Source organism: Acinetobacter sp. UBA6526 (assembly GCF_002434875.1).
GTDB lineage: Bacteria > Pseudomonadota > Gammaproteobacteria > Pseudomonadales > Moraxellaceae > Acinetobacter > Acinetobacter venetianus.
Genome location: NZ_DJLC01000017.1, coordinates 1 through 23,199 on the forward strand (window position 1 = coordinate 1; position 23,199 = coordinate 23,199).

At 39.7% G+C, this 23,199-nt stretch carries 26 protein-coding genes and 2 pseudogenes; all 28 read left to right on the plus strand.

Going from position 1 to position 23,199, the window contains the following annotated elements:
• Window positions 1–266 (plus strand): annotated as a pseudogene (locus B4237_RS01370) (hypothetical protein); the annotation flags it as partial.
• Window positions 266–678, plus strand: a pseudogene (locus tag B4237_RS01375) (DUF1064 domain-containing protein). The pseudogenes B4237_RS01370 and B4237_RS01375, both read left to right, overlap by 1 nt.
• Before the next feature lie 3 nt (window positions 679–681).
• Window positions 682–1,098 carry an antiterminator Q family protein gene (locus B4237_RS01380; RefSeq protein ID WP_286940910.1) on the plus strand — a complete coding sequence of 139 codons (417 nt, stop codon included), beginning with the start codon at window positions 682–684 and terminating at the stop codon, window positions 1,096–1,098.
• A gap of 277 nt (window positions 1,099–1,375) precedes the next feature.
• Window positions 1,376–2,164, plus strand: a complete 789-nt coding sequence (locus tag B4237_RS01385; protein WP_286940911.1) for a BRO-N domain-containing protein — start codon at window positions 1,376–1,378, stop codon at window positions 2,162–2,164.
• 256 nt (window positions 2,165–2,420) lie between these two features.
• Window positions 2,421–3,428 (plus strand): hypothetical protein, encoded by a 1,008-nt coding sequence (locus B4237_RS01390; RefSeq protein ID WP_286940913.1) that lies wholly within the window; start codon window positions 2,421–2,423, stop codon window positions 3,426–3,428.
• Window positions 3,429–3,430: 2 nt separating this feature from the next.
• Entirely contained in the window at window positions 3,431–3,766 is a 336-nt protein-coding gene (locus tag B4237_RS01395) for an STAS-like domain-containing protein (protein WP_286940915.1), read from the plus strand.
• Window positions 3,763–4,326 (plus strand): hypothetical protein, encoded by a 564-nt coding sequence (locus tag B4237_RS01400; protein ID WP_286940917.1) that lies wholly within the window; start codon window positions 3,763–3,765, stop codon window positions 4,324–4,326. Before B4237_RS01395 ends, B4237_RS01400 begins: the two co-directional genes overlap by 4 nt.
• A gap of 178 nt (window positions 4,327–4,504) precedes the next feature.
• On the plus strand, window positions 4,505–4,948 hold the full coding sequence (locus B4237_RS01405) for a hypothetical protein (RefSeq protein ID WP_286940919.1): 444 nt from the start codon (window positions 4,505–4,507) through the stop codon (window positions 4,946–4,948).
• Window positions 4,908–5,549 carry a putative metallopeptidase gene (locus tag B4237_RS01410; protein WP_286940921.1) on the plus strand — a complete coding sequence of 214 codons (642 nt, stop codon included), beginning with the start codon at window positions 4,908–4,910 and terminating at the stop codon, window positions 5,547–5,549. Before B4237_RS01405 ends, B4237_RS01410 begins: the two co-directional genes overlap by 41 nt.
• Before the next feature lie 58 nt (window positions 5,550–5,607).
• Window positions 5,608–6,033, plus strand: a complete 426-nt coding sequence (locus tag B4237_RS01415) for a DUF2280 domain-containing protein (protein ID WP_061516529.1) — start codon at window positions 5,608–5,610, stop codon at window positions 6,031–6,033.
• A gap of 11 nt (window positions 6,034–6,044) precedes the next feature.
• Window positions 6,045–7,292 carry a PBSX family phage terminase large subunit gene (locus B4237_RS01420; RefSeq protein ID WP_286940924.1) on the plus strand — a complete coding sequence of 416 codons (1,248 nt, stop codon included), beginning with the start codon at window positions 6,045–6,047 and terminating at the stop codon, window positions 7,290–7,292.
• Window positions 7,293–7,305: 13 nt separating this feature from the next.
• On the plus strand, window positions 7,306–8,760 hold the full coding sequence (locus B4237_RS01425) for a phage portal protein family protein (RefSeq protein ID WP_286940926.1): 1,455 nt from the start codon (window positions 7,306–7,308) through the stop codon (window positions 8,758–8,760).
• A complete protein-coding gene (locus tag B4237_RS01430) occupies window positions 8,761–10,035 on the plus strand; it encodes a phage minor head protein (RefSeq protein ID WP_286940928.1) in 1,275 nt (424 codons plus the stop codon).
• A 211-nt stretch (window positions 10,036–10,246) separates the two neighbouring features.
• A complete protein-coding gene (locus B4237_RS01435) occupies window positions 10,247–11,149 on the plus strand; it encodes a hypothetical protein (protein WP_286940930.1) in 903 nt (300 codons plus the stop codon).
• Between the two features lie 12 nt (window positions 11,150–11,161).
• A complete protein-coding gene (locus B4237_RS01440; RefSeq protein WP_286940931.1) occupies window positions 11,162–11,542 on the plus strand; it encodes a head decoration protein in 381 nt (126 codons plus the stop codon).
• Between the two features lie 12 nt (window positions 11,543–11,554).
• The gene (locus B4237_RS01445; protein ID WP_286940932.1) at window positions 11,555–12,541 is read left to right on the plus strand and encodes a major capsid protein; all 987 of its coding nucleotides are present in this window, start codon (window positions 11,555–11,557) and stop codon (window positions 12,539–12,541) included.
• 11 nt (window positions 12,542–12,552) lie between these two features.
• Complete coding sequence (locus B4237_RS01450; RefSeq protein WP_286940933.1) at window positions 12,553–12,990, plus strand: gp436 family protein; 438 nt, start codon at window positions 12,553–12,555, stop codon at window positions 12,988–12,990.
• Window positions 12,991–12,997: 7 nt separating this feature from the next.
• Entirely contained in the window at window positions 12,998–13,501 is a 504-nt protein-coding gene (locus B4237_RS01455; protein WP_286940935.1) for a phage virion morphogenesis protein, read from the plus strand.
• Window positions 13,491–13,931: a phage tail terminator protein gene (locus B4237_RS01460; RefSeq protein WP_286940936.1), complete on the plus strand. Its 441-nt coding sequence runs from the start codon at window positions 13,491–13,493 to the stop codon at window positions 13,929–13,931. Before B4237_RS01455 ends, B4237_RS01460 begins: the two co-directional genes overlap by 11 nt.
• Window positions 13,932–13,938: 7 nt before the next feature.
• The gene (locus tag B4237_RS01465; protein ID WP_171494186.1) at window positions 13,939–14,103 is read left to right on the plus strand and encodes a hypothetical protein; all 165 of its coding nucleotides are present in this window, start codon (window positions 13,939–13,941) and stop codon (window positions 14,101–14,103) included.
• Window positions 14,096–14,848: a hypothetical protein gene (locus tag B4237_RS01470; RefSeq protein ID WP_286940940.1), complete on the plus strand. Its 753-nt coding sequence runs from the start codon at window positions 14,096–14,098 to the stop codon at window positions 14,846–14,848. The genes B4237_RS01465 and B4237_RS01470 overlap by 8 nt, the downstream gene beginning before the upstream one ends.
• Window positions 14,849–14,914: 66 nt before the next feature.
• Window positions 14,915–15,463 carry a hypothetical protein gene (locus B4237_RS01475; protein WP_286940942.1) on the plus strand — a complete coding sequence of 183 codons (549 nt, stop codon included), beginning with the start codon at window positions 14,915–14,917 and terminating at the stop codon, window positions 15,461–15,463.
• 111 nt (window positions 15,464–15,574) lie between these two features.
• Window positions 15,575–15,883: a hypothetical protein gene (locus tag B4237_RS01480; protein ID WP_286940944.1), complete on the plus strand. Its 309-nt coding sequence runs from the start codon at window positions 15,575–15,577 to the stop codon at window positions 15,881–15,883.
• 95 nt (window positions 15,884–15,978) lie between these two features.
• The gene (locus B4237_RS01485; protein ID WP_286940946.1) at window positions 15,979–16,263 is read left to right on the plus strand and encodes a hypothetical protein; all 285 of its coding nucleotides are present in this window, start codon (window positions 15,979–15,981) and stop codon (window positions 16,261–16,263) included.
• Between the two features lie 9 nt (window positions 16,264–16,272).
• Window positions 16,273–16,896 (plus strand): hypothetical protein, encoded by a 624-nt coding sequence (locus tag B4237_RS01490; protein WP_286940948.1) that lies wholly within the window; start codon window positions 16,273–16,275, stop codon window positions 16,894–16,896.
• 128 nt (window positions 16,897–17,024) lie between these two features.
• Window positions 17,025–20,819, plus strand: a complete 3,795-nt coding sequence (locus tag B4237_RS01495; protein WP_286940950.1) for a tape measure protein — start codon at window positions 17,025–17,027, stop codon at window positions 20,817–20,819.
• Window positions 20,819–21,238, plus strand: coding sequence for a hypothetical protein (locus B4237_RS01500; protein ID WP_286940952.1), 420 nt, complete (start codon window positions 20,819–20,821; stop codon window positions 21,236–21,238). Before B4237_RS01495 ends, B4237_RS01500 begins: the two co-directional genes overlap by 1 nt.
• A complete protein-coding gene (locus B4237_RS01505; protein ID WP_286940954.1) occupies window positions 21,228–23,198 on the plus strand; it encodes a hypothetical protein in 1,971 nt (656 codons plus the stop codon). Before B4237_RS01500 ends, B4237_RS01505 begins: the two co-directional genes overlap by 11 nt.
• Window position 23,199: the final 1 nt, after the last annotated feature.

Below are 23,199 nucleotides of genomic sequence, written 5' to 3' on the forward strand. Positions count from 1 at the left end.
ATTACCAACAATCCAAAGTGGATGAGCTTCAAAAGCAACTGATTGATCAAGGTCAGCGATTCAATGAGCAGTCTCAACGTATAAAAGATTTAGAGCACAAGAATGATGGGCTGCAAAATAGGGTGGATGCGGCTAAGTACTACATGAAAAATATCTTTAGCGGAGATTCAGAAGTTGATCAATGCCACTGGGGGGATTTATTAGACATCTTGGACGGAAAGATTGTAAGAGAGTTAGAGCAAGCGCTCAAGGTTGGTGAATCTTAATGAACTCAATGAGCATCGAACAGTACCGCCGTGAAATCTTGAAGCAAAATGAAAATCCAAAGGTGGCTAAACGCAATAAGTTCAATGCTCAGAAAGTTGATTTAGATGGAATGACATTCGACAGCAAGAAAGAACATAGGCGGTACATCGAGCTTAAAGCCATGCAACAGCGTGGCGAGATCTTTGGATTAGAACATCATACTAAATTTGAACTTGCGCCAAAGATCAAACTGGAAGGAGAGAAAAGGGCAAAGCCAGCACTGCGTTATTTTGCAGATTTCACTTACTACATCAGCACAGGTGAATACATTGTCGAAGATGTGAAGTCAGCAGCGACAAGAAAGTTAGCGAGCTATCGCACCAAAAACATTTAATGAAAACGGTTTTTAATATTAATGTACGAGAGGTTTGATTGATGAATGCGACTGTAAAACAACAAAAGATTAATTGGTTGAACCGCTCTGCACACCAGTGGCTTGATCAGTATGGCATTTGGGTGAGGTCGTCGGATTTTAAACATTCAGCAAATCCGATAGCGGTGGCAATGGATCAAGCGGATAAAAACAGAATTAGAAGCAGTCGCGTGTCTAAGCCTTGTGAAATCTCTGATTTTGAAGGTGTTGAGATCAGCAAGCTACTAGCGAAAATGCACAATGATAAACGTGAATATCTAGCCGAGCGTGCATGGTTGTTGATTCTTAAATATGAGAATGATTGGTCATACCAGACAATCGCCAATACCCATAAAGTGAGCAAGGCAACAGTACGTAGAGAGATTGACTTGGGTCTTGCGTATTTGGATGGTGTTATTGAATTGAAAGCAGAGGTTTGACAATGTTTTTAATTCACTGTAATTTAAATATGCACCCGCAAAATCGGGTGCTTGGATTGACCTCCAGTTATCAACATTCGGCTACAGCCGCATTAGCGGTTTTATTTTGCCTATAGTTTTCTGCACCCTGTAGAAAATGCCCGTTATGGCGGGTTAGGCGGGAGCACTTCGGTGCGCCAGTCCGAATGCTGGTAAGGTCAATCCTGTCTAATCTGCCACCCTAATTGCTTGACCTCAATTTTGGTGGTGAAAATTCCTCTCATTCGGAGTATTCACTATGAATGCAATTTCTAATTTTACTTTTCACAATGATTATAACGTTCGCATTATCGATATTAATGGCGAATTTTGGTTTGTCGCTACCGACGTTGCAAATGCTTTAGATTATCGTGATGCTGGTAACATGGTTCGTAATTTAGATGATGATGAAAGGGGTACTCACAATATGAGTACCCCCTCTGGAGACCAGAATTTATCTATCATCAATGAATCTGGACTCTATTCAGCAATACTTAAAAGCCGTAAGCCCGAAGCCAAGAAATTCAAGAAGTGGGTGACATCCGAGGTTCTCCCAGCCATCCGTAAGACAGGCAAATACGAAGCACCAAAACCAATCGAGAAACGCGACTATATTAACAATAGCGACATGCTAAATATTAAGCGTTTGATTTGGGCTTGTACGCATCATATCAGTCATGGCGAAGCATTTAAGTTTGGTATTTGGCACTCACTACGCAAAGTCACTGGTGTGCCAAGCCCCGCAAAATTTGAGGTTCAACATTTACCGATCTTAGCGCAAGAATTTCAGCGTATTCTTAATATTGTTGAGCCGTACTTTGAGGCAAGACGCGAATGTGAACTCGCCCTGATTAAACGTGTTATCCGTGAACGTGGAGACCATCAAGTTGTTAAGGCGTTACTGGATGAAATGAAAGCATCAACAACCGATTTCAATGAGACGCTGCAAAAGCATTTGCCGATGGTGTTTGATCAAGACTGTTTGAACTTATTGAACCGCAGACCCAATGGTTACGATCATAGTGATTGCAACGAGCGATCGATATGATTCACACTTGACTGTGTAACACACTTCGTTTAAATTTGTGATATGGTAGACGAAGTTATGGTCAATCACCAAAGTTTGAAAGCTCGCTAATAGCGGGCTTTTTTTTAAGGATTAAGCAATATTTATAGGTTATTGACTTTTCTTCAATATTTCTATAAATTTGTCGCGTAATATTGGTTGTTAGCCAGCATTTTAAAGCTCATCATATGGTGAGCTTTTTATTTAATGAATTATAGTTTTTACAAGGGTCGGGTTTGTGAAAAAACCAAACAGAAAATTAATTCTAAGACAAATAAAATTAGAAGTTAGAAATAGAAAAAATTTTAAAAAAGTGGTGTTGGATACTTCATCGAATAGGACTAAACAGGTCATTATCCAATTTCCAGAATGCATTTCAATTGTAAACAAGAAGTTTAGAAGCCAATTGTTAGATGCTCTGAAATCAATACATTCACGCGATGTGCATAAGGAATCTATAATTTTAGATTTTAGAAATGTCAAAATTCTTTATCCGGACGGTGCAATCTATTTAATTCACAGATTAGATAAGATATACAATAAAGAATTGGTTAGAGGACGTAGTTCATATACACCAACTGTACGTGCAATGCTTTCAAAATTAGGCATTCATAAGTTAATGAAAATTAAAGAGTATAAAACTGTTAATTCGAAGCCAATGGTTGAGAGATGGCATTTTATCGAAGGGATTAATGCTGAACTTGGTGTCAAGTATGATGAAATTGAGCAGCAAATAAATAAAATAGTTAAAGATAAGAAAAGTAAAATGATTTTGCATAATGCAATTTCAGAAGCTATCACAAATGTAATTAACCATGCTTATGATGCAAATGATGTCTACAAAAAATGGTTGTTATTTTTCGCTCTTGCACCTGAAGATAATTGCTGTTTTATTGTATTGTCTGATCTAGGTAAGACGATTCCAGCTACTATTCCTGTGACATGGAAAGAAAAAGTAATGAATTTAAACGATTTGGTGTTGTCTAAGAACGATTCACAATTAATCGAATTAGCTACCAAATTGCACAAATCATCTACAGGCCTTAATTACAGAGGTAAAGGGTTTACTGATATCATGCAAGTGGAAGAGAAACTTGATGGTTCAAAAGTAATGGTGGTTAGTCGAAAAGGTGCTTGGTCTTCTGTAGATGGGCATAAAGATTTCCCTGAAGCTATAACAGGAACAACTGTTAGTTGGTCATTACCCTTAAATCTTGATTCAACAAGCAAACATAGAGACGTTTAAAAATGAATAAACACGTTTATGACGTAGGTATTAAATTCCATAATAGGCCTATTGGACGTAAGTTAGCTGATGGTGAATTTAGTGGAGAAGCTTTTCGTCAAACAGTGCTCTTACCTTTTTTTAATGATGTCAGAGCTAAGGGGTCAAAAGATGTTCTAGTTTTGAATTTCAACAATGTTTCAATGGCTGGATCTTCTTTTCTTGAGGAAGCATTTGGTGGACTAGTAAGAGCCGGATTTAGTAAATCTTTTATCAAAGATCATTTAGAAATTATTGTTGATTGGGAGTTAAAAGAACTTATTTCAGATAGAATTTATCAATATATTGATAAAGCATGAAAAGTTTTTTATTTTTCTTAAATTTTTTAATAATTACTTATATCTCAATTTGGTTTTCATTAGATATTAGTAAAATTTTAATAACTGCTCTTCCTTTAATTGGTGCTACATCAAGCTTATATGTATTTATTTTTAGACAACATAAGTTAATGTTGATGAAGTCTATTAGATCAGTTAATGACCTATTAATTAAGAACAATGAAAAATTCATTGATTCTATGTTACATGATCTTAGTGAATCGAAAGGAAAAATTGATTTAGAAAAGGATCGCAAGAAAGTTTTACTTTACTTAACTTTCTTGAAGGTTGAAATGGATAATTTCCCTTGTGGTGGACCGGTTACCTCTTTCTTCAAAAATACTAAAAAAGTAAAAGAGATTAGGAAAAACCTTAATAGTTTTTATTCCAATTACCACGAGTGTGTAACTTTAGATACAATTATTGAAAACCCTAGCATGGAAATAAAAGAAAATAAAAAAGACAAAATTATTGATGATGTTATTCATGCAAGTAAAAATATTTCTGCAGAACTTGAAAAGCAATTAAGAATTAATTTTTAGCTTTTCCTAAAAAATAGTAAGAAATAAGGGCTTAATAAAATGACCCAAGTGAATGTTTAATTAGTCAAACGAATAAATTTAAGCGTAATTGGTACTTCAAAATAGAATTGGCCTAGATAGAGGCAATATATTGAAAGATTAAGCCACTGTAAGGTGGGTATTTTAATGACTAAAATTTATGGATACTTCAAAATATTTCGAACTTACTAAGAAGCGAGCACATAAAACCAAACCACGAAACACGCCGCTGCCAAAAGCCAAGCATAACTATTTAGAAGCTTTTGAAACATTAAAAGAAGAATTACAGGATCTAGGAATCGGCTTTGAAAGTAAATTCCAGCCTATACACACTAAACATTGGCGCTTTGATTTCCATATCGTGAAATTACGTCTACTTATTGAGATTGAGGGCGGTCCTTGGTCTGGTGGACGTTGTGGCTTACTATCGAACAAGGCCTGGAGTTTGGATCGATATGATCATGTTGTGGATTTAGGCTTTAAAATTGAACGTTTACATCCTGATTCTATTTTATTTGGCTATGCAATCGATTGGATTAAAGGTCTTTTAGAGAGAATTGAATATGAACCAGATCCGACCATTTCCACCAACAGAATTGATTGATAGAGCAGAAGAAGAGGAAGCGATTCGATTAGCGCCAGCGCCTGATTTAAAAGAATGGGTGATTGCTAATTATCTCTCTGTAGATGCTGAGTTATACAATCCTGATCATGACCATATTGCCGAGCTTCTGCATGACAATGAAGAGTTTTTAGCATTTGCTTGGGCATCACAAGCTTGTACAGTCAAAAAACAAATGGTGCTTGGGCAGTGTGAAAAGGTGATGTTTAACGTTGGTGGATGGCGTAAGGCGCGACAAGAGCAACAGATGCGTGACTGGTTTGGTTTTGTACCTGTTTACTTGATTACCATCGATGCAAGTTTTTGCGAACAAACTTCAGATCGTGAGTTTTGCGCTTTGATCGAGCATGAGCTTTATCACATCGGTGTGGAGCGTGATGCTGATGGTGAGATTATCTATAGTGATAATACTGGACTGCCTAAGCATTTCTTAGCTGGTCACGATGTAGAAGAATTCATAGGCGTAGTCAAACGACATGGGGCAAGTGAAAACGTTAAGCGACTCGTAGAGGTGGCGAAGCAAGCGCCGTTTGTATCTGATTTAAGCATCACCCGATGTTGCGGGACATGCGTTATAAGTTGAGCCGATTGGCTCTTTTTTTTGCCTGTTTAGTCTTACGTAGACTTACAAAGAGGTGATTATGGCAACATTAAAAGAGCCTGTAAAAATCTTTATTGTTCAGTCTCTTGCTTGCTTTGATACACCTCAACAAGTGGTAGACCTTGTAAGAGAAGAGTATGGGATTGAACTTACTCGGCAACAAGTAGCATCTTACGATCCAACAAAAGCTACATGTCGCGGTATGAGTAAGAAGCTGAAGGATTTGTTTACAACTAGTCGAAAAGCGTTTCAGGAAAATATTTTAGACATACCAATTGCGAACAAGGCTTTTCGATTAAAAGAGCTTCAAGGTATGTATAACGACTCGGGCAGGAACAGGCGGTTGAAACAGGATTTATTAAAGCAAGCGTTACAAGAAACAGATGGTCGAACAACAAAGGTTGAGCACACTGGAAAAGACGGCGCTGATCTTGAAATCAAAATTGTTCGTGAATTTGTTGATTAGGAGTTTCTATTGTGGAGATACGAATCAAAACTCCACGATGGTCTAAACCTTGGTTCAAGCCTGCAAGATATAAGGGGGCTTATGGTGGTCGTGGCTCGGGAAAATCGCATTTTGTAGCGGAGCAACTTGTTGAAGAATGCGTGGTTGATAAAGATCTTCGCGCCGTGTGTATCCGTGAAATTCAGAAATCAATCAAATACTCAAGCAAGCAATTAATTGAAGACAAAATCAAAGCCCTTGATGTATCTCACTTATTCGAAGTGCAGAGAGACTTAATTAAACGGAAGGGTGGCGATGGCGTTATTTTATTCCAAGGTATGCAAGACCACACGGCGGATTCAATTAAGTCGCTGGAAGGGTTTAAGGTTGCTTGGGTAGAGGAAGCAAATAGGCTTTCAGCAAAGTCTTTAAGGTTATTGAGACCTACCATGCGTGCCGAAGGTGCACAGATATGGGCAACTTGGAATCCTGAGTCGAAAGATGATCCTATTGATGATTTTTTGCGGGGTGAATTTGCACCTGAAAATGCGATTGTCATTGAGGTAAACGTCAACAATAACCCATTTGCACCTCAAACCCTGCTCGATGAATATGAGGAAGATCGTAAACGTGCAATTCGTATGCAAGCTGCTGGAGATCAGAATGCATGGGCTATGTTTGAGCACGTTTGGCATGGTGCATATATTGAGTTCAGCCAAGCAATTATTTTTTCAGGTCGTTATGTGATTGACGAGTTTGAACCACAAGCTGATTGGACTGAGGTTTACTACGGCTCGGATTGGGGCTTTGCACAAGATCCAACGACACTAAACCGAATATTTATTCATGATGATGTGCTTTATATTCGTAATGAAGCACATCAAGTCGGATGTGAAATTGATCATTTACCTATGTTGTTTGACGAGGTACCTGGTTCAAGAACACATAAGATTAGAGCTGATTGTTCAAGGCCTGAAACGATTAGTTATATGAAGCGGCAGGGCTTTAAGATTGAAGGTGCTGAAAAGTGGGCTGGATCAGTTGAAGACGGCGTAACTTTCATGAAAAAGTTTAAAAAGATTGTTATTCACCCAGATTGCCCAGAAACAGCAAGGGAATTTAAGCTCTATTCATACAAAGTAAACCGTGCTGGGGATGTGCTACCAGAAATTCTGGATATGCATAACCACCATATGGACGGCATTCGATATGGCATACAGCCATTAATCAAAGGTCGATCACCTAAGAAACCTGCAACTGCAGGAAGTCGTACATTTTAACTAAGGTATCAAAATGGTAAAGTCAAAAAACAAGGACAAAGCGCCTAAAAAGGCTTTGTCTAAAGGATCTTTATATTCTCAAGAAGCGGTCAGTCAATTTTATAAATTAAGTAAGCAAATTGATTTAGATGAGACTTTACGAAAAGCAGGAATTAAACGCCACCGCTTGGCCATACTTCTTGATGATGATGAAATCTCACAAGCCGTCGAAACGCGAGTAGATGCATTATTGGCAACGCCGTGTCGCTTTGAGCCAAGTGATACACCAGAAGCCATTTTATTAATGCAAGAAATTAAAGAATGGTTTGCAGAGATTGCTTCTGGTTCAATAAATGCATTGCTATTTGGTTATTCAGTTTTAGAAGCTGTATATGATCAGGCTGATGACGGGCAAATAGGTTTTCAATGGATTGGTGAAAAGCCAATGGAATGGTTTGAACCTAAAAATGATGGCCGTTTGATCTATCGACAGGATGGTTCGGGTAAAGAGACCGAAGTGGATCAGGTCTTTAAATTTTTCATGACACGGCGCAAAGCGACATATAAGCAGCCATACGGTAAAGCATTGCTCACCATTGTGTATTGGTTGGATTTCTTTCGTAAGAATGGATTCAAGTTCTGGGCAAAGTTTTTAGAGCGTTTCGGTACACCTATTCTAAAAGGGAAATGTAAAAACTCTGAACCTGATGACATGAATCAAGCATTGTTAAGTGCTCATGCTCAAAGTGTCATTTCGATTGATGCAGAAGATGATGTTGAGATATTGGCAGTATCTTCGAGTGGGAATGCTGGCACATCATTCGAGACCTTTAACAATACAATCATCCGCCAAATTCAGAAAGTGATTTTAGGTCAAACTCTTACAAGTGGAACTGATGGCACAGGGAGTCGTGCATTAGGTGAAGTCCATGACAATGTTCGCAAAGATAAATTGAATGCGGATATTCGATTAGTGACACCTACATTTCAGGCGATTGTAGATGCACTCTGTGCCTTAAATGGTTGGGGTAAGCATGAAATTATCTTGGGTGAGAAGTCTAAGCAGCTTAATAAGGATCAGGCTGAGCGTGACGTAAAACTTAAAGATGCAGGTGCGGTATTTACCAATCAATATTTTATCCGTGAGTATGGGCTGCAAGATGGTGATTTGGCAGAGCCTTTACCAAGTCAAACACCACAGCCACAATTTAAAGCAATTCCTAGCAAACCTTTCAGTTTTGCTGCAAGTGTTAACGGTCTTACACAAGAACAGCAAGAGCTTGATGAATTGGCGGATCAAAACTTCAAGTTGTTGTCACATAATGACCTAAAAGATTTGATTCTGAGTAGTGAAAGCATTGAGGAACTGCAAACGAGTCTATTTGCTATCGCTAAGACTGCTGACAAATCACAATTTAATGAAGTGTTAGATCGGGCTTTGTTCGCTGCTGATATTTTGGGATATATGCATTCAAAAGAGGGGCGTTAAATGGACAATATGACGCTCTTACAAGCTATTGCATTTGCTCGATCAAGGGGTGTTTTACTGCCTGCCGACTACTATGCACTTGATTTAAATTCACGCCAATATGCTTCTACTGTGAGCCATTTGGCGGGTATTGATCAGATTCAATCTGTATTAGATTCAGCTTATAAGGTTTTGGAGAGTGGTGGTACTTTTAGAGACTTTCAAAAACTGGTTGAGGAAAATGGCATTGAGTTGTCAGAGGCGCATTTAGATAATGTGTTTAGAACCAATATCCAGAATGCTTATGCTCATGGTAGGTGGTTACATCAGCAACAGAATAAAGATAAACGCCCTTATCTTGAATATTTTGCAATCAACGACAAAAGAACTCGTCCAAGTCATTTAGAGTTAGATGGCGTTATTCGACACATTGACGATCCGTTTTGGCAGAAATGGTATCCACCAAATGGTTATCGGTGTCGCTGCACGATTAATGCAATCACTGAAAAGCAAGCCATCCGAAAAGGAATAACATCCAATGAGGATTTGCCAAATGTTGAGCCTGACGCTGGTTGGGCTTTTCAGCCGTCTAATTATGATAAGCAGCCAGACGAGATACTTAGGTCGAAAGAAGCGAGTAAAACGATTACGCCTGATGCTAAAACAGAAGTCATTGATCTTCGCAAAAAAACGTTGGTTGATACCGAAGTTGACCAGATTATCAAGACAGGCCTTTCAGATTTAACAGATGAGAAGCAAGTAATTATTGATGAAATGGTCGATAAAGCAGTTCGATTAGACCCGAATATCAGACCAAGTGACTTGCGTATCACTTTAGATTTAGCTGATGAAAAAGAAAATGCTTTGACAACAATTCTAAAGCAGGCTGAACTTCAAAAAGATCAGGATGGAACGGCAGGCAAAAGTATTTGGGACAAAGTTGTAGGTGCATTTAATCGGCTGTTCACATTAGCAAAGAATACGACAAGCAAGCTCACTGGTAATTCAATTCGTGGCATTGATGATTTGAATTTAACTGTGGGAAGTGTAATTGGTATTCAAACACCAACATTGTTCAAACAAGCGCAAAAGGTTGGTAAGCAGATCACCATTCTTGATGCAAAAGGCGTGGCACTAGATTTGAGTAAGATTAGTGGCATGAATGGCGCACTATTGGCTCCTGATTTGAATTTAGAGGTCGTTAGCAACACAGATGAGCAACTCGTACTGAAACGAACCAAAGAGCAAGCTACGCGCTATTTCGTGGCGAATCAGACAGTATTTAGTCTTTACTAAACCTTTCAACAGATACAGCGACCTTTAAGGTCGTTTTTTTATGGATGCTCATTATGCGATGGATTAGAGATTTATTTAAACGTGGACGTGGCTGTAATTGTCAAGGTTGCAAGATCACTGCAATGGGATGGGGTTATGCGCCATGTTCAACCGCCAATAAAAAACGATCCACAAACACCAGACAGCCACCCAAAATTCCATGAGGTAAACAATGCCAGATATAGAAAATTCAAATCAATATTGCTTTCAACTTGGGCAGCTAAATGTAGATGCTCAGGAAGATGGCAAGAAAAAGCGGACGTTCTCAGGTGTTGCCTATAGCGGCGAAGTAATTACCGACCATTGGTATTGGAAGCAAGTCATTTTTGATCTGGATTCAATGCAGATTAAGGGTCGTATTCCTGCATTACTTGAGCACTCGTCCTATCAGCGAGCAGGTGCAATTGAAAGCCATTCGATCAGCCATGAATCAGGATTAACTGTAAGTGGAATTCTGCTCAGTAATGAATTTGGTACTCAAGTAGCAACAGATTCTGATGATGGGTTCCCATGGCAAATGTCAGTACGTATTGAGCCGGCAAGCATTGATGAGATTCAAGCTGGCAACACAGTAACTGTGAATGGAAAGTTACTACATGGGCCAATCACGGTATTTCGTGGTGGGCGTATCAGAGAAGTTTCGTTTTGTGCCTTGGGTGCAGATGAAAACACAATGGCAGTGGCAGCAAGTCACAATCCAAACAATCCACAAGAGGACACAGACGTGACCGAACTAGAGCAAGCAAAAGACGCTTTACAACAGGCGGAAACCGAGCGTGACAATGCTTTAAATGAACTAAAGCAGTTTAAGGCTAATAAGCGCAATGATGATATTTCAGCACTAGAAAAAGAATTGAAAACACAATTCAGTGTTGAAGATAAAACGGCATATACAGCAATGGATGATGCAAGTTTTTCATTCACAGTTAAACAATTGCGCCAGTTTTCAGGGAAAAACAGTCCTGCAAATAATGGCCCAAGCAATCTATTCACTCATCAAGCGAAATCTGATGAAAATGAAAAACAAACCTTTGGTGCTGGTTCTCTTGTAGACCAAGCAAAACAACGCAAATAAGGGGAAGCAGAAATGGTTCAAACAGTAACAGATAGTCATTCAGCAGTAACTGATGTAATTGCTTGGGAAGTGGAAGGTAATCATCGTCCAAGTCGTAAGAACGTGACAATTGCAGCGAGTCAAAGCTTGGTAAATGGTCAAGTGATTGCATTTGACGGCAGTGGGAACGTAATCAAGTTTAGCGTCCAGGCGACCAATGCTGCGGCAGGTATTTATATTGGTGATTCAGTGGTCACTGGTTCAGGGCAAACAGCGCAAGGAGTGATTATTGCCCGTGATGCACGCTTTGCAGAAGGCAAGTTGGCTTATGCGTCTGGCGTAACCGCTGGTGAGAAAACTAATGCTGTGACAGCGTTGGCAGCTCTAAATATTTTGCCAGTTCGTTCAGCTTAATAGGGGATTAAAATGATTTTAGACCAATCAGTTTTTAGCGTTGAAGAATTATCTTTAGCGATTACAAATTTACCGACCCGAATCGGCAACCCATCTGACATTGAATTGTTCCGCCCGATTGCTGGCACGACAAACAGCTTTGCTGCTGAGTTCATGACAGAAAGTAATATTCTTGTACCAACAACCGCTTGGGGTGGTGTTGCACCAAAGAACAGCTCAGGTACTCGTATTGCAAAGTCTTGGACAATTCCACACATGCCGCTTGAAGATGTTGTTTTAGCATCGGATGTGATGGGTGTGCGTGCGTTCGGCAGTACCGCTGCTGAAACGGTAAGCGGAAAAGTTCTTGACCGTTTACAAGCAATGAAAAACAAGATTGATACAACACTTGCGTTTCGTCGCTTAAAAGCAAAACAAGGAATTATTGTTGACGCTGATGGCTCAACGATTATTAATTACTTCACCGACTTTGGTGTAACTCAAACCGAGGTTGATTTTGATCTTGGTACAGCAACAACAAACGTTGCGGCAAAATGCCAAGACGTTATTGACAACATCGAAGATGCTTTAGGTCAAGAGATTTACACGTCAATCGAAGTTGAAGTGGATCGTGCTTTTTATGATGCTTTGGTGTCTCATAAGAACGTTCGTGAAGTGTTCTTGGGCTGGTCTGCTGCTGAACAAAAACTAGGTCGTTCTAACACGTCAGGTTTTGAATTTGGCGGTCTTAAATTTATCGTGAATCGTCAATCAGTTGGTGGTACGCCGATTTATGCGACTAAAACAGGTTCAGCATATCCACGTGGTACTCAGGATGTGTTTGTGACTGCATTAGCACCTGCTGACTTCAATGAGACGGTGAATACTTTGGCGTTGCCTTATTATGCTAAACAGCGCACTAAAGACTTTGATCGTGGTTTTGATTTGCATGTTCAAGCAAACCAATTACCAACCGTGTTGAAGCCAAAAGCATTGGTAAAAGTTAAATCAACAACATAACGGTGGCTGTCATGTACGCAACACGTGATGACATGGTGAAGCGTTACAGCCTGACAGAAGTATCACAGTTAGAGCGTTATTTAACGGGGGGTGAGTCTGTTGACGCTGCAATAGCAGATGCGGGCTCAATCATTGACGGTTGGATTGGTGCTAAGTATGCCATTCCTCTCGAATACCCACCTGAAAATATAAAAATCTTTGTCTGTGATATTGCCCGCTATTTACTTTGGAAAAGCAAAGCATCTGAAGAAGTCCGTAGACGTTATGACGATGCGATGAGCTATCTAAAGGGCGTTTCAAAAGGCACAAACGTTTTACTTGTCAAAAATCCAACAACTCAAGAAGTTAAACCTGCTGCTAAATCACCTACCACTATGCCAATTGGGACTACATATCGCGGTGGTGTCTTTAGCGATGATGTTTTAAACAAGATGCCAAGCGTCAAGTGAGGTGGTCATGGCAGATAGACAGGGATTTTACTTTCAGGGTCAAGAGAAGATTCAGGATTGGCTGCGTAAAGTAGAAGCTAGAGCAGGAGACCATAAGGCGCTTTATGACGAGTTGGGCGACATTCTACTTGAGGGTGTTCATGATCGCTTTAAGCGTGGTGTAGCACCTGATGGCAGACCATGGCAAAAGTCATGGCGAGCAATCGCCCAAAATGGTCAAACATTAAGAGACACGGGGCGATTGTTGAACTCGATCCGTACTCGACTTAATAAAAATGGCGTTTCAATTCTCACTGACGTTCTATATGCAAAGCTAATGCATTATGGCGGAACCATTAGAGCGAAGAATAAGCCTTATCTTGTTTTTAAAACTCCTACTGGTGGTTGGGTAAAACGCAAATCAATCACGGTTCCTGCGCGTCCAATCTTTGGTGTCTCGGAAGATGATGCACAGAATATGCTGACTGCGATGGAGAGCTATTTGGAGGATTTATTAAAAGATGCCAAGTAATTATTTTGCGCTTGAATCAATCATTAAAGGTCGTCTGCAAGACATTGAGTCTATTCAGGCTGTGTACACGCCTTTTTCTGTTGATGACATGCTTGAGTCTACAGCGGTTGCGCCATCCATTAGCGTTATTTATGTGGATGATCGAGTGGGTGAGTCGGCAGGCAATGGTTCAGCAAGTATTGTTTATCAGCAATGGCTTATCGTTTTGTGTGTTGAGGAAGCAGGTTCACAGCTTGAAGATACAACAAAGATTCGTAACGCAGCCAGTCCGATGATTATTGAAATATTGAAGCGTATGCAAGGCTTTAATCCAGATGTTTTAGGGTTTAAGCAGTTCAAGCGAGCAAATGCAGGCGTTCAACATATGTCGGCGGCTGGCAAATTGTGGCTACCGTACCTATTTGAATGTCAGATGATTAACAGTTTTTGAGGTGCATATGACCAAGCGATATAAAGCATTAAAACCAGTTGGCCCGTGGTCAAAGGGCGACACAATCGGGGATTTGCCGCAAGTGCAGATCGAAAAACTATTAAGCGATGGTTTGATTATTGAAGTCAAAACAGAACCAAAATTAACAAAAGAGGTAAAAGCCAATGGCTAAACAGTATATTTCGTTGCAAGGTAAATTGTACTTATCGCCGATTGTTGCAGGTGTTGCTGGGGCAGCTCGTCATGTGGGGAATGCGCCAGATTTCGAGATCGAGTTAGATGGCGATGTGATCGAACATCAAGAGTCTACAACTGGTCAACGCACTACTGATTTTATGATGACAAGAACTCGTAGCGTAAATTTTAAAGGTACTTTGGAAGAAGCAAGCAAAGAAAATATTGCTTATATTCTTAATGGTCAGGCAACCGCAATTGCAGGCGGAACGGTGACAGCTAAGAATCTTGGCACGGTTGCAGTAGGTCAAGAAGTTGCTTTGGGTGGCTACAATGTGTCGAATGTAGTTATCAAGGATTCAACGGGAACACCAGTTGTTGTTGATGCATCAAAATACAAAGTTGATTCAGCTTTTGGCACAATCACATTTAATGATGTTACTGGTTTAACCATGCCATTAACTGCTGACTTTACCGCAGGCACAGCCTCGGTTACTACAATCAATGACCAGGACAGTAAAGAATACGAGCTTACGTTCCGTGGTATCAACACAGTAGACAATAGCAAAGTCGAAGTGAAGTTGTGGCGTACTAAAAAAGATGCTTCGGCTACATTCCCATTGATTCATGAAGAACTTGGTTCTTATGAAATCAGCGGCATGGCATTATCTGATGCAGAGAAAGGTAGCGACTCAAGTCTTGGCTTGTTTGGTCGTGTTGTGCAGATTGCAGCACCAGTTTAAGCAATACGTGCAGGCACAGGGGCGCATAAGCGTCTTTTTTTGTGCCTGTATTTTAGGATTATTTCTATGAATGACTTTTTCCTTTTGAACAATGAATCATTGCCCTATGTTTTTGTTGATCAGAATATTGAGATTAAACAAATCCAAGTAAAGAACTTAAATCGTTTTGCTCAATTTGCAGATCCAATTAAAAAGCTAGAAAGTTATTCAATAGAAACAATCACACCTTTAATTGAGCCTCAGATGCTTAATATCATGGGTATGTGCTCATTGGTTACAACCATAAGCCCTGAATCATTTAATGAGAATGCAGGGCAATCTAGAATGATTGTTGAGCTTGTTTTAAAGATCATTGAAGTAAACGAGGCATTCTTTAAGAAAGACGAAAAAGAAACTGATAGTAAAGATTCAAGTTGGTTCGAGGCTTTTGCATATCTTGTGAAGATGGGGCATAGACACAACGACATTTTGGATTTGAGCTATGGTGCATTTCTGCAATATTTAAAAGAAGGTCATGCTGTCGAAAGGCAGCAAGTGAAGTCTTATGCAATTGCTCAGAGAATGGCATCTGGAGCAAACAAGAGAGATTGGGAAAAATACTTGAAAAGTTTGTAAGTGGGTTGGGCGAGTGATAAAATAACTGTCGATTGGCTGAATCTGTAGGCGATGCAGTGTAGCGTAGTGATCGACAGCACATTGATGCGTATCACAAGTGGGAGATCGCAATTGGATGAGTTTATAAAGAACTTAGCCTCTCGCTACCCAACTCTGCAAAATCCAATAGCACATGAGATAGCGCAGCAGATTAGTGACAAAATGCAATATCAAAACACCGATGATGAGCGTCTTGTTTATTATGTAACTGTAAATAAAGGTAAAGTCATTGTCATGCCTCAGTCAGTGCACCATACCAGTTTAAATATCGTGAAACTTGCAGAAGCTTTTGAGCCTCTATTGGAATTTATGGCAGGACATGAAATAAGACATAGAGCTAATCAACTGAGAAAGCTAACTCTTAAAACATTGCCTATGTAATTAATATATGACAAAACCCGCCAAGTGCGGGTTTTTAGTGACTAAATTAAATACATTTGTTAAATTATGAGCATTAATAACAAGTGGGTTGCATTATGAAAAAGTTTTTAGTACTAGGGGCATTATCTTTTTTATTATCAGCAAGTATTTTTGCGCGTGAAACTAACTCAATGCGTAGCACTACAGAAGCTATTTTTGTTGGTGATACTGAGGAAATGTTGATTAATAAAATGGGGAAAAAGAAACCTAAATATTATGTATATGAAGATGGCAGTTTTGTATGTGCTACTACTGAGTATAAGTACGACATAGACATGCAAGAGTACACAATATTTATTTGTAGAGGAAAAATTTTTAAAATTGATGTAAAGAATAAGTGAGAATAAAAAATGGAATTCACCAAGCAGCAATTAATTGGATTTTTGGGAGCGTTAGTGCTTTTGATAGGTGTTTTTTTGCCTATATTAAGCGCCCCCATATTAGGTTCAATATCTTTATTAAATAATGGTAAAAGTGATGGCTTAATAGTTTGCGCTTTGGCTATCCTATCTTTTATATTAATTTTCTTTAATCAATTGAGATTGTTGTGGCTAACTGGTGGACTCTCTTTTGTTCTAATTAGCATCGATTTATACATGGTTACAAATAAAATAAGTCAAACCAAAGCTGAAGTTACTGAAAAACTCCAAGGAAATCCTTTTGGTGGATTTGCTGATGCAATGATGAGTTCTATTCAATTGCAATTTGGGTGGGTGATTTTGTATCTAGGGTGCATTATTTTGCTTTTGACACCTATTTTACTAAATAAAAGAAAAATCCAAGATCAGATCTATAATTCAGAGGATGATCATCAGGCACTTAATCAAACAAGGAATCGAGTGGTTGGGGATTTGTATAACTACAATGAAATACAACATGCTGAAGATATAAAGATGAAATCGTGCCCTATTTGTTCAAAAGATATAAGAATGACAGCTATAAAATGTAAATATTGCAACTCTATGTTGGAATAATTAACTTAGCTAAATCAACCCGACCAAGTGTCGGGTTTTTTATTGCCTAAATATTCAGTTTGGCAATGTAGATATGTTCATTACCGCATGTCTACATTGCCTTTTTTATTCGGTAATGAGGTAAAAGTATGTCGAAAGATCTAGTATTTAAAGTCGTCATGCAAGGCGATACAAACAATTTTGATTCATCGGTTAAGAAGTCGAAGCAAACAGCAGAGCAGATGTTTCAGGCAATCGGAACTGCGGTTGAAGAGCTAGAGAAAAAAACTAAGAAGTCATCTGATTCAACCAAAAATATCGTCTCTACAGAAGCACAAGATCGAGTAAAAGACCTAACAGCTGAGTTAAATGCAGCTACAAATGTGATTGTCGCATTGGGAGATAAAAGCACAATTTCTGCTAAAGAAATTCGATCAATGTCTCAACAAAGTCAGCAGGCAATATCATCTTTAAAAGATGAGTTAGCAGCTGCACAATCTCAATATCTACAACTATCTGAAGCAAAAGCCTCACCTCAAGATATTGGTGAAGCAATTAGCAAGATCACGGATATAAAAAGAGCGATTCGTGATGTTGAAACTGCGTTTGGTGCATATCAAACGGTTGCTGCAAATGCGATGACAGGTGTAACAAAAGCTACCAGCATCACTATCAATGAAATTCAAAAATTTACTTCAGTAGATTTAAACGTAGTTATTTCCGAAGCTCAAAGTGCTACTCGTGCTATCGAGTCTATGGGTGATGGTGCAGTTGTATCTACAAAAGAAGTTCAGAGAATTAGTCAGCTTGGTTCTACTGCTATTGAATCCTTAACACGAGAATTAAATAGCGCAAAAAATGCATGGGTAGATTTATCTAACTCAAAAGGTGTTGATTTAGAAGAACTCACGGCAGCAAAAGAGCGAGTTCAGGGGCTTGAAAGGGCATTAAATCTCACAGAAGCATCAATGACTGAGTTTAAGGGAGCAACTCAGCAGGCTATACCTGTTATTGATCATCTAGACCAAACTTTAGATAGCACAAACCAAGAACTTAAAGAAACAGAGTCTTTAAGCCAAAAGGTAAGTGGTGAGCTTGCAGGGCTTAAGACGGGGTTTAATGCTGTAACAGGTGCTTTAGCAGCTTTAGGTATTGGGGCTACTGCACAGGAAATCGCTCAAACAGCAGATGAGTGGTCAAACCTTAATGCGCGTGTAAAAATTGCTGTTGGAACACATGGTGATGCCAAAGCAGCAATGGCTGATATAATTGAAATTGCAAGGACAACAAATTCAAATTTAACAGCTACAGGCGACTTATATGCACGATTAACTAAAATCGGGCAAGAAATGAAAATTCCGCAAGAGCAAGTCTTGCAGCTAACAAAAACAATTAGTCAAGCTATTCAAGTGAGCGGAGGTAGCGCAGCAAGCGCAGAGGCAGCAATTACCCAATTTCAGCAAGCGTTAGCATCGGGTGTGCTACGTGGTGATGAATTTAATTCCATGATGGAGCAATCACCTCGATTGATGCAAGCGCTTGCTGAAGGTCTAGGTGTAACTACTGGCGAATTGAGGAAAATGGCAGGTGAAGGAAAATTAACTACTGATGTAGTAACCAAAGCCATGCTTAGCCAGTCGGCAGTTATTCAAAAGGAATTTGAACAATTTCCAACAACCATTGGGAGCAGCATCGAAAATCTTAAAACTTCGTGGACAGTATTCATAGGGGAGTTAGATCAAACACATGGTGTAAGTACAAAAGTTGCTGAATCTCTAAAATGGGTTGCTGAAAATCTAGATGCTATTTTCAATACTTTAAAATTGGCAACACAGGCATTTATTGCTTATAAGGCACTTAATATAGCTAGTGTATTCCTTGATAAAGCTGCTGGTGTAAGAGTTGCATCAATTGCTATAACACAAGAAACAGCATCTGTTGTTGCAAATACGCAAGCACAACTTGCAAACGCAACAGCAACTCGTTCTGCATCAACTGCTAAGGCTGGATTGGCTACCGCGGCAGCAACTTCTTCAAAGTCAGTTGCAGCATCTACAGTTGCGACTAACAGTTCATTGGGTTTACTAATTGGAAGATTAGGGGCATTAGGAGTTGCAATTACCGCATTTGGTATTTTAGTACCAACTGTAATGGAGCCAGTAGGAACTTGGATTGGTGAGGGGTTAGCTAAGCAAGTTGAAAAAGCTGAGATTGCTTGGCATAACTTGAATGCATCTGCTGAAAGCGATAAAAGATACATGACTGCTATAGAGCAGTTAGAATTCCAAATGCAGAACGAGGCAATTGCAGCCAAAGTTTCAGCAGACATGAAAAAAGAAATCGCTGATGCTGCTGAAAAAGGTGCAATAAAAACTTATGAACTAAGCAAAGCCTCTCAAGATTTAGTTAATAAATTCAACCAAATTGTAAAAGATGGAAAGCCAACAGCAGAGGCATTAAAAGAAGTTCGTGAATCAATGAAATTTGATTCTTTAACTGGAATTAATAATGCTGTTTCAGCATTAAATATGCTGGAAAGAACAGGGAAAATAACTGCACAAGAGTTAAGAGCAGAGCTTAAATCGGCATTGGTGAATGAGGATTTAGTTGTATTTCAAACAAATGCCAAGGCTGCATTTGCAGGAACAGCTCAAGAAGCCAATAAAATGGCACAAGTTACTCAAGTTGCTTTGGAGCTTGCACTTGAGCGCACAGGCTTAAGCACTGAGCAATTGCAAGGTAAGTTTTCTAAGGCATTTCAATCAGCAAGCAATGATATTCAGATGGTGATTGGTAACCTAGATGAATATAAGGCCCAAGGTATCGATACAGGACTAGCATTATCAGCAAGTCTAAACAAAGCCATTGATACCGCGCAATCAAGAAAAGAACTTGATTACGTGAAAGACAAACTTGTTGAGTACGGTAATCAAGGGAAAATCTCATCTGAGCAGGTCGCTTTAGGTTTGACTATGGTTGAACAAAAAGCTGGATCATTATCAAAGGCTTTAGATCCTGTAAATGCAGCATTTGCAGCGATGGGGATTAAAACCAAAAATGAACTTGATAGTGCAGCTACATCTGCTGAGAAGAACTTTGATGTCATTAAGAGAAGCGGTCAGGCAACTTCGGGAAGTTTGAAACAAGCCTACCAAAAAATGGTTGATGAAGTAGTTGCTTCTGGAGATGAGGTTCGCATTGCAAGAGTAAAGGCAATTGGTGAGTCAAATGGTCTTAATCTTGAAATTGATAAATCTGGAAGAGCTGTTGTAAAAACTACCCGAGAGATTGTTGATGCTTTATACCCGATTGGTTCTGCTGCTAAGAGTGCCACTGGACGAGCAGCGCAAGGATTCCGAGAACTTGGTCGTGTAGCTCGTGACGAAGCCAAATCAACTGCTCAGGAATGGGAAGATGCAATGGCTAAGGTTGATGCAGCTCGTAAAGCTAAAGATGCCTCAAACAATAAGGGCTTATCTGAGCTTCAAGGTGGCATTGATCAGATGGCACAGGACTATTACGACCGATTGGTTGCTGCTGGTATGGATCAAAGCAGAGCGCGTGATCTTGCTGATAAAGCTCGATACAGCCTTGCAGTTGAGACAACTACATCACTGAAAGGCGGAACAACTCAGAACATGAATACCACTAAGCAAGAAATGGAGAAGACGCTCGCTTATTGGGAAAACAGAAATTCGAGTAAGTCTGGAAGTGCTAGTGTATCTATGGGAAATAACAGCCCATCAATACAAGTTCCAAGCATTAAAGCACCTAGTATTGAGTCACCCAAGATGCCTAATACATCCGATATTTCAACACCAAAGACTCAAATTTATAAATTTGAATTTAATGGAAGCGAAATCGAATTTCAGGGTGATCCATCTCAACAAGATCTAGTAAATGATTTCTTTAGTCAGCTTGAGCAGGCTAAAAAGAGGTTCTAATGAAATTTATACGCAAGGCAACAAACGAAACCGTTCTTTTAGAGAACGGTTTTTTATTTTCAGATGAATTTAACTGGAAGCCAGTTGAGCAAAATCAAGAGTACGCCGTCGACGGTACCTTGATTGTTCAAGAGGGGAAAAAGAAATCTGGTAGACCAATTACATTGCTATCTAAAACTGAAAAACAGGGATGGATAAAAAGAGCTGTTTTATCTGTGATTCAAGATTGGTCAGCTTTACAAGATGAACAATTCACCCTTGTATTTGAATATCCACACGACACTCGCCAATTTAATGTGATTTTTAATCATGCTGAGGGAGCGATTGAAGCAGATCCAGTACGTGGTGTTCCTACCATTTCTGAAGGCGATTATTACCGAGCAACATTAAGATTTATTGAGGTGCCAGATGCCAGTTGAGACAAACAATCTAGTTTTATACAAGTCTGAGCGCCTGACAGACACAACGGATGGTGGAGGGAAGTACTCTGGCCAAGTTGTTGTAGATGGTGAGAGCAATAATCTTTTTCCCGATGTATCAGAACTTGATCGGACAATGGGCCGTGTATCACTGCGTAAAATCTTTGCAGGGATCAATAATAGTGATACTGAGTCTTTGATGGGATCAACCGTATTCATCTCCAAAAATCCCGATGATCCAAATGTCTCGGCATTATTGTTCAGTACAGAAAGTCATACTGACGTTCGCTCTAATGCAGCAAATCGTGTTGAAAGCTATCTCGCTAAAGGTGCACAGGCAGTCGGCTCACTACTTGATACAGCGTATTCAGGAATGAAGTCATTACAAGTGGCGATGAGCAAGAGCGAGTCAGAAAACAACGTGGGTGATACGATTGTTTTGGTTGTGAATGAAGGTCTACCCTCAGAAGTGACTCAATATATTCGATTGACCGCTGTATCAACAAGTATGGCATTCATTCGTGTAAATAATGTTGATGTGGAATACAAGATTGCGACTTATAGCTTTCAGGATCCATTGAACCGCGATTTCATCGGTGTGACTGCTACACAGTGGTACAACAACACAAAACCAGCAACTACGTTAAGAGAGACGGTGGTAGCAGATTCGGGTAAGTACTATGCCAGTGTTGAAATTGCAGAAGATGTGGCAGTGAATAGCTTTACGATTCAAGCAGCATCAATCTTTTCACAGTTAATCCCGTCATCGCAGACTGAAACGCCTTTAGTTGATCTCAATGCACTGAGTGAAAATGTTGCTTTAATCGCTGGTAATAGCGGAACGATTACTGCGACTTTCAACACGATTGTGAACACTAGTCAGAGCTTGTATATCGGATCTAGTGTTCTACCAGGTTCAGTTGCTTTCACTCTATTTGGGCAAGCAATTACAGATAATGGCGGCACGTTACGCACTGTTTCAGGTACTCAAGTAGGAACGATTGATTACCAAACAGGTCTAATTGTTTGGACTAATGCAATTGGTACGGGTGCGGCAACAATCAACCTTACTTTTACACCTGCGGCAGCACCGACACAGCCTTTTGAATCTTATGCTTTTCCAGTAACAGCCAACAACCAAGGTACTAACTGGACAGGGGTTTTATTACCGATTCCCGCACCGGGTGCGCTTAGCATTTCTTTTATGGCTCAAGGTAAGTTCTATACCTTAAAAGATAATGGAACAGGGCGATTGGTTGGTGCAAATGAATCGATAGGCACAGGCAGCATCAATTATCAAACAGGATCGTGGTTACTGACCACGGGTGCTTTGCCTGATGTGGGTACGCCAATCTTACTACTTTGGGGTACGCCTATAACGACCTTTGCACGCGCTGATCTAGCTGTTTTACCAGCAGCGATTGAGTTTGATTTGAATCAACTAGGGATTGCTGCAAGTTCAGTGACAGTGACGTGGCTGCTTGAGGGGGTGGAGAAAATGGCTACCAGTAATGCACAAGGGCAGTTCACAGGTGATGCAACAGGAACAATTAACTACGCCTTAGGCACAGGGAAAATTATTCCAAATAAATTACCGCAGAAAAATGCCGTATTCACGTTTGCCTTTAACTACGGTGAGCCTAAAGCGCAGACAAAAGCAGCTGTAGCACCTGATTCAAACAATAAGCTTATGTTTACGATCGGTACAGGTTCAGCAATTCAGCCGAATAGCGTTGAGTTGAGTGTACCTGTGTCTGAGGGATTGGGTTCATCAGCAGTGCAGATCCTTACATTATTTGATCAGCCAATAGATGCATCAACAGGAAATCTAGTGGACTCATTTGGCAATATTCAAGGCACGATCACTTATGCAACGGGTGCTGTTGAAGTTACACCTACTTTAAGTGTAACAACATGGACAACAGTGTATTTGCCACAAACCTACTATACGAGTTCTTAAT